The sequence below is a fragment of the Pseudoflavonifractor sp. 60 genome, from assembly GCF_009911645.1.
GTDB lineage: Bacteria > Bacillota > Clostridia > Oscillospirales > Oscillospiraceae > Lawsonibacter.
In genome coordinates this window covers 1-11,692 of sequence record NZ_QWKI01000218.1, presented here as the reverse complement: position 1 = coordinate 11,692, position 11,692 = coordinate 1, and the positions used below count along the sequence as shown (strand labels likewise).

At 62.3% G+C, this 11,692-nt stretch carries 11 protein-coding genes; 8 read left to right on the top strand and 3 right to left on the bottom strand.

Annotated features, from left to right (window positions below):
- The first annotated feature begins 256 nt into the window (after window positions 1-256).
- Window positions 257-1,369 carry a hypothetical protein gene (locus D1646_RS20000; protein ID WP_160638144.1) on the top strand — a complete coding sequence of 371 codons (1,113 nt, stop codon included), beginning with the start codon at window positions 257-259 and terminating at the stop codon, window positions 1,367-1,369.
- Between the two features lie 140 nt (window positions 1,370-1,509).
- Complete coding sequence (locus D1646_RS19995; protein WP_160638143.1) at window positions 1,510-2,346, top strand: 3-hydroxyacyl-CoA dehydrogenase NAD-binding domain-containing protein; 837 nt, start codon at window positions 1,510-1,512, stop codon at window positions 2,344-2,346.
- 47 nt (window positions 2,347-2,393) lie between these two features.
- Here the strand turns inward: D1646_RS19995 and D1646_RS19990 are convergent, their stop codons facing one another.
- The gene (locus tag D1646_RS19990; RefSeq protein ID WP_160638142.1) at window positions 2,394-3,902 is read right to left on the bottom strand and encodes a MerR family transcriptional regulator; all 1,509 of its coding nucleotides are present in this window, start codon (window positions 3,900-3,902) and stop codon (window positions 2,394-2,396) included.
- A gap of 342 nt (window positions 3,903-4,244) precedes the next feature.
- Here D1646_RS19990 and D1646_RS19985 point away from each other — a divergent pair, with 342 nt between their 5' ends.
- The 6 genes from D1646_RS19985 to D1646_RS19960 all read left to right on the top strand — a co-directional run bounded on the left by D1646_RS19985 (window position 4,245) and on the right by D1646_RS19960 (window position 9,686).
- Window positions 4,245-5,390: an acyl-CoA dehydrogenase gene (locus tag D1646_RS19985; RefSeq protein WP_160638141.1), complete on the top strand. Its 1,146-nt coding sequence runs from the start codon at window positions 4,245-4,247 to the stop codon at window positions 5,388-5,390.
- A gap of 18 nt (window positions 5,391-5,408) precedes the next feature.
- On the top strand, window positions 5,409-6,209 hold the full coding sequence (acrB, locus tag D1646_RS19980) for an acryloyl-CoA reductase electron transfer subunit gamma (RefSeq protein ID WP_160638140.1): 801 nt from the start codon (window positions 5,409-5,411) through the stop codon (window positions 6,207-6,209).
- A gap of 18 nt (window positions 6,210-6,227) precedes the next feature.
- Entirely contained in the window at window positions 6,228-7,367 is a 1,140-nt protein-coding gene (gene acrA / locus D1646_RS19975) for an acryloyl-CoA reductase electron transfer subunit beta (RefSeq protein ID WP_160638139.1), read from the top strand.
- A gap of 120 nt (window positions 7,368-7,487) precedes the next feature.
- The gene (locus tag D1646_RS19970; RefSeq protein WP_160638138.1) at window positions 7,488-8,060 is read left to right on the top strand and encodes a Uma2 family endonuclease; all 573 of its coding nucleotides are present in this window, start codon (window positions 7,488-7,490) and stop codon (window positions 8,058-8,060) included.
- A gap of 112 nt (window positions 8,061-8,172) precedes the next feature.
- Complete coding sequence (gene dpsA, locus D1646_RS19965) at window positions 8,173-9,042, top strand: dipicolinate synthase subunit DpsA (RefSeq protein ID WP_160638137.1); 870 nt, start codon at window positions 8,173-8,175, stop codon at window positions 9,040-9,042.
- A gap of 65 nt (window positions 9,043-9,107) precedes the next feature.
- Window positions 9,108-9,686 carry a dipicolinate synthase subunit B gene (locus D1646_RS19960; RefSeq protein ID WP_160638136.1) on the top strand — a complete coding sequence of 193 codons (579 nt, stop codon included), beginning with the start codon at window positions 9,108-9,110 and terminating at the stop codon, window positions 9,684-9,686.
- A 52-nt stretch (window positions 9,687-9,738) separates the two neighbouring features.
- On the opposite strand, the gene D1646_RS19955 is transcribed toward D1646_RS19960, so the two are convergent.
- Both D1646_RS19955 and D1646_RS19950 read right to left on the bottom strand, forming a co-directional pair.
- Window positions 9,739-10,683, bottom strand: a complete 945-nt coding sequence (locus tag D1646_RS19955) for a transketolase family protein (protein ID WP_160638135.1) — start codon at window positions 10,681-10,683, stop codon at window positions 9,739-9,741.
- A gap of 1 nt (window position 10,684) precedes the next feature.
- Window positions 10,685-11,530 (bottom strand): transketolase, encoded by an 846-nt coding sequence (locus D1646_RS19950; protein ID WP_160638134.1) that lies wholly within the window; start codon window positions 11,528-11,530, stop codon window positions 10,685-10,687.
- Window positions 11,531-11,692: the final 162 nt, after the last annotated feature.

The window sequence follows — 11,692 nt, the reverse complement described above, 5'->3', positions numbered from 1 at the left end:
TCAATCCCCACCGGCTTCGCCTCCGCCCCTTTTCAAAGGGGCCAGGCCGCCTGCGGGCGGGACGAGGGATGGGCCCTGCTTCGCAGGGCCCCACAAGCGGCGAAGCCGCTTGCCCCCTTTTGAAAGGGGGCCCCTGAGCGTAGCGAGGGCGAGGGATTGTCCGTCAGCAGAGCAACGCTTGCTTAGAACCGGGGCGGGGGATTGTCGTCCCGGGTCGCAAAAACTGATATTCATCCATCAATGAAAGGAGCATCCCATGAATCCAAAACTGCCCTACACACCTTTTTCGACCCCGCTGTCTCGCTCCGCCCGGGAGACGAAGCAGCGGCTGGAGCACATTATGAGCGGGCCCAAGAAGCGGCCGCCGGTGATTTTCATCGCCCTGGTGTCGGCCTTCTGCCTGCTGAGCGGCAATCTGGTGTCCTGCCAGGTGGCCCAGCCGGAGGGGAACGCCCCCGCCGAGCCGGAGAACGTCTCAACGGGGAGCACGGAGGACAGCGCCCCCCGTTCTGTCACCTATCAACTGGGGGAACAGCCTCTGAGCCAGGTGGAGCGGACGCTGGCAGAGAACCTGTTTCGGGCGGCGGAGGAGAAGGACACTCCATTCCAGGTCCCCACCGTCAGTCTGCTGGCCTCCATGGAGAAGGACGGATGGCTTATGGGGGTTGTCTTCGTGGAGGACCACCTGGAAAACACCCTGATTCTGGGCGCCATGGACAAGGCGAGCGGGGAGATGTACTTTCCGACGTTCCAGTACTCCGTCCACGGGGGCGTCCCCAATGTGGTCACCTTCCGGGACTACGAGGGCAGGGACTGTGTACTCTTAACCCTCAACGGATTTATGAACGGCCAGTATTACGGCGAGGCGGGGATGTTTGTATTTAACGGTCCGAGCCTCACGCGGAGGTGGCCCAGCGAGGATGACAGCTACCGGGGCAGCTATCTGGCCCTGCTGGCCCCCGGCGGAGTGGACGTTTACACCGTCAATCCGGACTTTGAGTGGGGCAAGGAGGAGCCCTGGTCCATGTGGCAGCTGGAGACCGGCGAGACCTTTTACGCCGACCCCAGTGGCGCCGACCAGCTGCCCATGCCCGTCTACTTCGACGCGCTGCGCTGGCTGATCGACTACACCAACGACCCCGGCGGCTGGCGGATCGTCTCCCTGACTTTGGATGAAGGATTGTCCACAGAGGGTATGGATTGCTTTACCCTTCAGGCGCGGGAGGAGACCGGCAGTGACATATTGTTTGCCAACCTGTTTTTCCCCTATGAGCTGAATACGGCAATCACCCGAGTCTACGGCAATCTGGACCACGCGGAAGCGGCCGAGCTCTACCATAATCTGCTTGACCAGAGACCAGAACCCTGAGCTCCTCCAAAAATTTCCCCGCCCCCTCTTGCGTTCCGGAAGAAAAGCGGTTATACTGTTAGGCAAGAGAGCGGGGCCGGGGAACCGGCCAGTCCCTGCCGGCGGGGCCGGCGATCACATAATTTAGGAGGAACACAGTTATGAAAGTAGCGATTTTCGGCGCCGGCACCATGGGCAGCGGCATTGCTCAGGTCTTTGCCGCCAAGGGCCACACCGCCCTGATGTACGCCAGCAGCGTGGCTTCCGCCCAGCGGCACAAGGACAATCTGGACAAGTCTCTCCAGAAGCGGGTTGACAAGGGCAAGATGGACCAGGCTGCCAAGGACGCCCTGATGGCCAATGTGCTGGTGGAGGAGAAGTCCGCCGCTGCCGACGCCGACCTGATCATCGAGTGCGTCAAGGAGGACATGGTCACCAAGAAGGAGCTGCTGGGCGAGCTGGACGCCATGTGCAAGGAGGGGGCCATTTTTGCCTCCAACACCTCCTCTCTGTCCATCACCGAGATGGCTCTGGGCCTGAAGCACCCCGTCATCGGGATGCACTTCTTCAACCCCGTGCCCAACATGAAGCTGGTGGAGGTCATCCGGGGGGCCAACACCACTCAGGAGACCTTTGACGTCATCTGGAACCTGTCCAAGGAGATCGGCAAGGAGCCCGTCGAGGTGGCCGAGGCCCCAGGCTTTGTGGTCAACAAGATCCTCATCCCCATGATCAACGAGGCCGCCGACCTGCTGTACACCGGCGTGGCCTCCGCCGAGGGCATCGACACCGCCATGAAGCTGGGCGCCAACCACCCCATGGGCCCCCTGGCTTTGGGCGACCTGGTGGGCCTGGACGTCTGCCTGGCCATTATGGACACCCTGTACAACGAGACCGGCGACTCCAAGTACCGGGCGTCTCTGCTGCTGCGGAAGATGGTCCGGGGCGGTCTGCTGGGCCGCAAGACCGGCAAGGGCTTCTACGACTACAGCAAGTAAGCGAACATGGAAATCCCGCCCCTCTTGGGGCGGGATTTTTGCCGCTTTTATGTCAGCGACATGGTAAACTCCAGGTGGTAGCTCTGGGCCTGGCCCTTCTCCGCCAAAAGCATATCGTCAGAGAAGAGATAAAATCCGGTGAAGGACAGCCGGCTTTCGATTTCAACTCCCTCCTGGCTGCTGAAGAAGGTCCCCTTCGCCTCCACCAGCTCCTGGTAGAGGGCGGAGATTTTCCGGTCGCCCAGGCGGCCATAGAGGAGGGCCCGCATAGCCGCATAGATCTTCTCATAGGGGACAGAGACAAGGTAGCTGTCCCTCTCCCCCAGAGCGTCCGGGGTCTGAAAGCTGTGGATCAAGGTAACCCGCTCCAGACCGTCCGCCCCCTGTTCAAAGCGGAAGAAGGGGTCCGGGATGCCGTCAAAGCCGGTGATGGGGATGACCACAACGGAGCTGCCCTCTCGGGGGATATCCTCAAAGGAGCCGTCCAGGGCCAGCCGCTGGGCCAGATTTTCCTCGCCGTAGGCAAAGGCCCGGTACTGGTTGTAATTTTCTACAAACTCCTCCACGGTCAGATTATCTCCGGGGTGGAGGGGCCGGGCGGCCAGGAAGTGGCCCCCCACCATCAGTCCGATGCAGGCCGCCGACGCCGCCAGCCAGCCCGCTACCCGGAAATAGTTCCGGCGGTTGTCCCAGAAGGGGCGCTCCTTGGTGCTGCCCTCCAGATAGAGCTGGTCCTCCTCCCAGAACAGGGGCCGCTGGCGGTCCACCTGCCAGCAGGCCCAGATAAGCATCCCCAGCCCCGCCAGGGGGCAGATCAGCAGGGGGATTTCAGCCAGAAGCAGGCTGAGGCCGAAGAAGGCGGTCACCTTTCCGGTGCGCCGGGCGGACTCCTCCCAGCTGAGAAAGCTGCCGTCCTCCCGGAGGAGCTTCAGCCCCAGCAGGGCTTTGCCGGGGGTTGTGCCCCACAGGTGGAGCATCACCGTCTCCGCCCCCAGCATCAGGGCCAGGCCCCCCAGAGTCAGCAGGAACCGTCCGCCGGACTCCTCCAGCCGGAGCAGGTTGAGCCGGCAGGTCAGCTGGAGAAGGACGGCGAGCAGGGTTGTGTACAGCTGAATGTCCAGAGTCCGGGCGAAGTACCGCCGCCAGGAGAAGACGCGCACCGGGTCCCGGTCCTTGGAGAGGACCTCCTCCTCCCGCTCCAGCCGGCCCAGGTACCGCCGGGCGTCCAGTGTCTGGAAGTCGGTCCCCTCGGCGCGCATATCCCGGCACAGCTGGGCGGTCCGGGCCAGCTCCCGGTTCTCCCGCTCCAGCCCCGCCTCCCGCCGCTCCAGGGCGGAGGGCAGAGCCTGCTCCCCACGCTGTAGGGCGTGGATCTCCTCCAGGGAGAAGCCCAGCTGGCGCAGCAGCTTTACTTTTAATAAGGTGTCAATATTTTCCTCTGAGTAGTCCCGGTAGCCGTTTTCTCCCCGGGCGGCGGTGAAAAAGCCCTGGTCCTCATAGTAGCGGATGTTGGCCCGGGCCAGTCCGGTACGCAGCTCCGCCTCCTTGATGGTCATTGCGCCCCCTCCTTTTTCTTCTATTTGAGTCGAGTATATACTATCAAGCCCCTTTACAGTCAATAATATGGAAGAAAAAAACAGGCCTGCCCTTCACTTTCGTTGTTTTGCACAAAAAACAGGCCAAAAAACTGTTTATTTTATCGGGGTAGTCCCCCTTGCGTTAGAAGAGAAAACCCGATATAATTTTCATGGTATAGGCATCCCATGCCGACCTTGAATAAAGTGCTGCAACGCCGGGACCGGCCCGTGTTGCTCTTTTTTCGGTTTTTCTTTGTTAAAAATCTAACAAACCATTAAAACCCATTCAAGGCCGGGAATTTAAACTAGGAGGACTGCAAAATGGATTTTCACCTGTCTAAAGAGCAAGAGATGGTCCGCAAAATGTACCGCGAGTTCGCCGAGACCGAGGTCAAGCCTTTGGCTGAGGAGATCGACGAGGAGGAGCGCTTCCCCATGGAGACCGTGGAGAAGATGGCCAAGCTGGGCATGATGGGCATCTACTTCCCCAAGGAGTACGGCGGCGCCGGCGGCGATGTGCTCAGCTATGCCATGTGCGTGGAGGAGCTGGCCAAGGTGTGCGGCACCACCGCCGTCATCGTCTCCGCCCACACCTCTCTGTGCTGCGCCCCCATCTTTGAGCACGGCACCGAGGAGCAGAAGAAGAAGTATCTGCCCGACCTGTGCTCCGGCAAGAAGATCGGCGCTTTCGGCCTGACCGAGCCCGGCGCCGGCACCGACGCCTCCGGCCAGCAGACCACCGCCGTGAAGAACGAGAACGGCGACTATGTCCTCAACGGCACCAAGTGCTTCATCACCAACGGCAACGTGGCCGACACCTTCGTGGTCTTCGCCATGACCGATAAGTCCAAGGGCAACCGGGGCATCTCCGCTTTCATCGTGGAGAAGGCCTTCCCTGGCTTCTCCACCGGCAAGCACGAGAAGAAGATGGGCATCCGCGGCTCCTCCACCTGCGACTTGATCTTTGAGGACTGCGTGGTCCCCAAGGAGAACCTGCTGGGCAAAGAGGGCGGCGGCTTCAAGATCGCCATGCAGACCCTGGACGGCGGCCGTATCGGCATCGCCTCCCAGGCCCTGGGTCTGGCCGAGGGTGCCATTCAGGAGACCGTCAAGTACACCCAGGAGCGCGTCCAGTTCAAGATGCGCCTGAGCCAGATGCAGAACACCCAGTTCCAGCTGGCCGACATGGAGTGCCGCACCCAGGCCGCTCAGCACCTGGTCTACGCCGCCGCTATGAAGAAGCAGGAGCACGGCGACTACAGCAAGGAGGCCTCCATGGCTAAGCTGTTCGCCGCTGAGACCGCCTCCGACGTGACCCGCCGCGCCGTGCAGCTGTTCGGCGGCTACGGCTACACCCGTGAGTACCCCGTGGAGCGTATGATGCGCGACGCCAAGATCACCGAGATCTACGAGGGCACTTCCGAGGTTCAGCGGATGGTCATTGCCAAGTACATGGGCGTGAAATAAGATAGGAGGCAGATCAAAATGAAAATCATTGTTTGTGTCAAGCAGGTCCCCGATACCTCCGGCAAGGTGGCCGTCAATCCCGACGGAACCCTGAACCGGGCCTCCATGGCCGCCATCACCAACCCCGACGACCTGAACGCCGTTGAGGCCGCTCTGGTGCTGAAGGAGCAGACCGGCGCCGAGGTTATCGTTGTCTCCATGGGCCCCCCGCCCGCCGAGGGAATGCTCCGGGAGGTTATGGCCCGGGGCGTGGACCGCGCAATCCTGGTGTCCGCCCGGGAGTTCGGCGGCTCCGATACTTACGCCACCTCTCAGATCCTGGCCGCCGCCATCGACAAGATCGGCGTGGACAAGGACGACATCGTCATGTGCGGCCGTCAGGCCATCGACGGCGACACCGCCCAGGTGGGCCCCCAGATTGCCGAGAAGCTGGGCCTGCCCCAGGTGTCCTACGCCGCCGAGATCACCAAGGAGGGGGACACCATCACCGTCAAGCGGATGCTGGAGGACGGCTATATGACCATCAAGGTCAAGACCCCCTGCCTCATCACCTGCATCAAGGAGCTGAATACCCCCCGGTACATGAGCGTGGGCGGCGTCTTCGAGTGCTACTCCAAGCCCTATGAGATCTTCGACTACAACACCCTGAAGGATCATCCCTTCATCGACAAGGACACCATCGGCCTGAGCGGCTCCCCCACCAACATCCTGACCTCCTTCACGCCCCCCCAGAAGGGCGCCGGCATGATGCTGGAGGGCGCTGACAAGGCCACCTGCGAGAAGCTGGCCGGCATCCTGGCCGCCAAGCATATGATCTGAGAAGGGAGATAAACTGATATGTCTACTTTTAACAGTTCCGCAGTCGCCGAGTTCAAGGGCGGCGTCTGGGTATTCTGCGAGCAGCGCCAGGGCAGCATGATGCCCACCTCCTATGAGCTGATCTCTGAGGGCCGCAAGCTGGCCGACGAGCTGGACACCAAGCTGTACGGCATCCTCCTGGGCGACGGCATCGAGGGCATCGCCAAGGAGCTGGGCGGCTACGGCGCCGACGGCGTGTACGTCTGCGACCACCCCCTGCTGAAGAACTACACCACCGACGGCTACACCAAGGTTATCTGCGACGTGATCGAGGAGTACAAGCCCGAGATCATGCTCATCGGCGCCACTAACATCGGCCGTGACCTGGGCCCCCGGTGCGCCGCCCGCCTGCACACCGGCCTGTGCGCCGACTGCACCCACCTGGACGTGGACATGGGCATCTACAAGGACTTCCTGAAGGCCAACTCCACCCTGGCTCCCGAGCGCATCGACGCCACCAGCCACGCCGTGGTGCTGGGCCAGAAGCACGACGTGTCCCGTGACCTGAAGATGACCCGTCCCGCTTTCGGCGGCCACCTGATGGCCTCCATCATCTGCCCCCGGTTCCGTCCCGCTATGGCCACCGTCCGCCCCGGCGTGATGAAGAAGGCCGCCTTCGACCAGAACAAGGCCGACGCCTGCGAGATCATTAAGCCCAACTTCACCCTTACCGAGGCCGATATGCAGACCGAGGTTGTGGAGGTGGTCAAGGCCGCCAAGAAGCTGGTGGACCTGATCGGCGCCGACGTGGTGGTCTCCGTGGGCCGCGGCATCTCCAAGGACGTGGAGGGCGGCATCAAGCTGGCCGAGGAGCTGGCTGAGGTACTGGGCGGCGTCGTGGGCGGCTCCCGTGCCACCATCGACTCCGGCTGGCTGTCCGCCGACCATCAGGTGGGCCAGACCGGCAAGACTGTCCACCCCAAGATCTATGTTGCTCTGGGCATCTCCGGCGCGATCCAGCACAAGGCCGGTATGCAGGACTCCGAGTGCATCATCGCCGTCAACAAGAACGACACCGCCCCCATCTTCGAGATCGCCGACTACGGCATCTGCGGTGACCTGTTCAAGGTCACCCCGCTGCTCATCGAGGCCATCAAGGCCGCTAAGGCTGCCAAGTAAGGGCCATATACCAATATGCAAAAGCGCCCCTCCCGGCTTGGGAGGGGCGCTCTTTGATTTGCCGCTTTTCTTTTTGCGGAATTGTGGTATAATAGAGGCAGCAAGAAGGAGGTGTGCGCTATGGCACTGCCAGCGGAAGAGCTGGGTTATACCTATGCGGACTATCTGAACTGGGAGGGCGAGGAGCGGTATGAGCTGATTGACGGGGAGGCCTACATGATGTCTCCGCCGCTGCGGATTCATCAAAAGGTGAGTGGGGAACTTTTTGCGCAGATACACAGTTATCTGGACGGGAAGGAATGTGAGGTTTACCACGCCCCCTTCGGGGTTCGGCTGTTTGAGGAGGCGGGGGACCGGCCCGAGGACGTGACCACGGTGGTGGAGCCGGACCTTGTGGTGGTCTGCGACCCCGGCAAGCTGGACGACCGTGGGTGCCGGGGCGCGCCGGATCTGGTGATTGAGATTTTGTCCCCCTCCACCCGGCGGCAGGACCGGATTGTCAAACGGGAGTTGTACCAGCGGGCCGGGGTGCGGGAGTACTGGATTGTCAATCCCCAGGAGCAGACGGTGCAGGTGATGCTGCTGAAAAACGGCTATCTGCTGCCCGTGGAGGACTACGGTCGGGAGGATATGGCCAAGGTGAATGTGCTGGAGGACTGCGCCATCCAGCTGGATAAGGTATTTTCCAAATAGCGAGGGCACGGACCGGGACGGAATGTCCCGGTTTTTTGCACCTCCGCCGCCGCCCGGCCATACAATGAATTAGAAACCCGCCGCCGCTGACCGGCGGTATTGGAGGGAGCTTATGAGACATGAACTGAACATATGGGTTGTGGGCGGCGACCTGCGCCAGGCCAGGTTGGCCCAGCTGCTGGCGGAGGACGGCCACAGCGTCCACACCTTTGCCCTGGGGGAGCCAGACGGACCCGATGTGATTGCCGAGGCGGAGCTGCTCCGGCTGGACAAGGCGGACTGTGTGGTTCTGCCCCTCACCATTTCCAATGAGAAGGGGTTGCTCAACGCCCCTCTGTCGGCGGAGGAGTGTCCCCTTACCTCCGTTCTGGACCGGGTTTCTTCCCGGCAGTTTCTGTGCGGCGGACGGGTGGACCGGGAGACGGAGGAACTGGCTCGGGCACGCGGCCTGACCATCCACGACTACTTTGCCCGGGAGGAGCTGGCCATTGCTAACGCCGTCCCCACGGCGGAGGGGGCCGTCCAGCTGGCCATGGAGCACCTGCCCATTACCATCCACGGCGCAAAGGTGCTGGTGATTGGCTTTGGCCGGGTGGGACGGCTTACCGCCCAGCGTTTCCAGGCGCTGGGAGCCCGGGTGAGTGTGGCCGCCCGAAAGTATGACCAGCTGGCCTGGGCCCAGGCCATGGGCTTCGGCGGGGAGCATCTGAGCCACCTGCGGGGCTGGCTGTGCAGCTACGACCTGGTGGTGAACACCGTCCCCAACCGGATCCTGGGCCGGGAGGAGCTGGAGGACGTCAAGCCCGACTGTCTGATTCTGGATCTGGCCTCCAAGCCCGGGGGCGTGGACCTGGCCGCCGCCGGGGAGCTGGGCCTCACCGTGGTCTGGGCGCTGGCGCTGCCGGGAAAGGTGGCCCCCGTCACCGCCGGCGCGGCCATTAAGGACACCATTTATAATATGCTGCGGGAGGCGGGCCTTTGAGCTGTTGGACACCGACAGCCCAGACCGCCTCCGCGGAGTTCCCAATCGAAAGGAAGGTTTCTCAATTGGAAGACAAAACCGTTGGATTCGCGGTGTGCGGGTCCTTTTGTACACACGCCAAGGCCATGGAGGCTTTGGAGCAGGTAAAGGCCCGGTTCGCCCGGGTGATTCCCATTGTCTCCGAGGTGGTGGCGGACACCGACACCCGCTTTGGCCGGGCCCACGACCTGATGCGGGAGATGGAGCGGATTTGTGACTGCCGGGTCATCGCCGATGTGAAGGCGGCGGAGCCCATTGGGCCGAAAAAGCTGCTGGACCTGTTGATTATCGCCCCCTGCACCGGAAACACCCTAGGCAAGCTGGCGGCGGGGGTCACCGATACCAGCGTCACCATGGCGGCCAAGGCCCACCTGCGCAACGGGCGGCCCCTGGTCATCGCCCCCTCCACCAACGACGGCCTAGCCGCCTCTGCCGCCAGCATCGGCGCGCTGCTGCCCAGAAAATACATCTACTTTGTCCCCTTTGGGCAGGACGACTTTGAGCACAAGCCCACCTCTCTGGTGGCCGACTTCTCCCAGGTGGCCGACGCTGCCCAGGCGGCGCTGGAGGGGCGGCAGCTCCAGCCTGTTTTACTGCGCAATTGAGCAAAAACACGGAACGTCTCAGACGTTCCGTGTTTGTGTCATTGGGGGGCGTTTACTTGCCGCAGAAGTCCCGGACCACCTCGACGATGTGCTCGGCGGACAGCCCAAACTGCTTGAGCAGGGCGGCAGCGGGGCCGGAGTGGCCGAACTCGTCGTTGACGCCGATGCGGCGCACCGGAGTGGGGCACTTCTCGCTGAGCAGGGAACACACCGCCTCCCCCAGGCCGCCGATAACGGAGTGCTCCTCACAGGTGATGATTTTCCCGCACTCCCGGGCGGCTTTCAGCACCAGCTCCTCGTCCAGGGGCTTGATGGTACACAGGTTGATGACCCGGGCGCTGATCCCGGCCTCCTTCAGGGCCTTGCCCGCTGTGACCGCCTCGTTGACAAGCAGGCCGTTGGCGATGATGGCGATGTCGTTGCCCTCCTGGAGGACCTCGCCCTTGCCAATCTCGAATTGAAAGGTGGCCTCGTCGTGGAAGACGGGGACGGCCAGACGGCCAAAGCGCAGGTAGACCGGCCCCTGGTGCTCATAGGCGGCCTTGACGGCGGCCCGGGCCTCCACATCGTCGGAGGGGGACATAACCACCATGCCGGGGATGGAGCGCATGAGGGCGAAGTCCTCGCAGCACTGGTGGGAGGCCCCGTCCTCACCCACCGAGATGCCGCCGTGGGTTGCGCCGATTTTCACGTTCAGGTGGGGGTAGCCGATGGAGTTGCGCACCTGCTCAAAGGCCCGCCCGGCGGCGAACATGGCAAAGCTGGAGGCAAAGGGGACCAGTCCCATAGCGGCGGCTCCGGCGGCCACGGCGATCATGTTGCCCTCGGCGATGCCGCAGTTGAAGTGGCGGTCGGGGAAGGCCTTCTTGAAGGTGGCCGTCTTGGTGGCCCCAGCCAGGTCGGCGTCGAAGACCACCAGGTCATCGTGGAGGGCGCCCAGCTCCTTCAGGGCGTTGCCGTAGCTGTCACGGGTTGCAATTTTTTTCACGTCCGCCATGTTACATCCCCTCCACTTCCGCCAGCCGGGCCCGCAGCTCGGTCATGGCAATCTCGTATTCCTCGTCGTTGGGGGCCTTGCCGTGCCAGCCGGCCTGGTCCTCCATGTAGCTGACTCCCTTGCCCTTGGTGGTCTTCATCACAATGGCGGTGGGGCCCCCCTTGGTCTGGCGTGCCCGGGCGAAGGCGGACTCGATCTGGTCAAAGTCGTGGCCGTCGATCTCCACGACCTCCCAGCCGAAGGCCTTCAGCTTGTCCATAATGGGGTAGGGGCTCATTACATCGTCAATTTTGCCGTCGATTTGAAGGCCGTTGTTGTCGATGACGGCGCACAGGTTATCCAGCTTGTACTGGTGGGCCAGCATAAAGGCCTCCCACACCTGGCCCTCCTCCAGCTCGCCGTCACCCAGCAGGGCATAGACCCGGCAGGACTTGCCCAGATGCTTGGCGGCCAGCGCCATACCGGCGGCGCAGGAGATCCCCTGGCCCAGAGAGCCGGTGGACATATCAACACCGGGGACGGTGTTCATGTTGGGGTGGCCCTGGAGGTAGCTGCCAATGTGGCGCAGGGTTGGCAGGTCCTCCACCGGGAAAAAGCCCCGGTGGGCCAGGGCGGCGTACAGTCCCGGCGCGGTGTGGCCCTTGGACAGGACAAACCGGTCCCGGTCCTCCTCCTTGGGATTTTTGGGGTCGATATTCATCTCTTTGAAATAGAGGTAGGTAAAGACGTCTGCGGCGGACAGGCTTCCGCCAGGGTGACCCGCCTTAGCCCCGTGTGTTCCCTCAATGACGCCCATACGCACCTTGCAGGCCGTGGCCGTCAGCTGCTTTTTTTCTGTGGCTGTCATAGCAATCTCCTTTACATAAAATTTCTTCCGTTCCAATCTGGGTACAGCCCTATTATAGAGCAGACGTTTCCAATTTACAAGGGGTTGATATCTGAATCCTTCAATTCGTAAAGCAGAGAAAATTTGCAAAGCGGGCCAGGGCAGTTCCACCTTGTGATGCCA

Coding starts and splice junctions, on each gene's coding strand:
- D1646_RS20000 (WP_160638144.1), top strand. CDS start 257: ATGAATCCAAAACTGCCCTACACACCTTTTTCGACCCCGCTGTCTCGC.
- D1646_RS19995 (WP_160638143.1), top strand. CDS start 1,510: ATGAAAGTAGCGATTTTCGGCGCCGGCACCATGGGCAGCGGCATTGCT.
- D1646_RS19990 (WP_160638142.1), bottom strand. CDS start 3,902: ATGACCATCAAGGAGGCGGAGCTGCGTACCGGACTGGCCCGGGCCAAC.
- D1646_RS19985 (WP_160638141.1), top strand. CDS start 4,245: ATGGATTTTCACCTGTCTAAAGAGCAAGAGATGGTCCGCAAAATGTAC.
- acrB (WP_160638140.1), top strand. CDS start 5,409: ATGAAAATCATTGTTTGTGTCAAGCAGGTCCCCGATACCTCCGGCAAG.
- acrA (WP_160638139.1), top strand. CDS start 6,228: ATGTCTACTTTTAACAGTTCCGCAGTCGCCGAGTTCAAGGGCGGCGTC.
- D1646_RS19970 (WP_160638138.1), top strand. CDS start 7,488: ATGGCACTGCCAGCGGAAGAGCTGGGTTATACCTATGCGGACTATCTG.
- dpsA (WP_160638137.1), top strand. CDS start 8,173: ATGAGACATGAACTGAACATATGGGTTGTGGGCGGCGACCTGCGCCAG.
- D1646_RS19955 (WP_160638135.1), bottom strand. CDS start 10,683: ATGGCGGACGTGAAAAAAATTGCAACCCGTGACAGCTACGGCAACGCC.
- D1646_RS19950 (WP_160638134.1), bottom strand. CDS start 11,530: ATGACAGCCACAGAAAAAAAGCAGCTGACGGCCACGGCCTGCAAGGTG.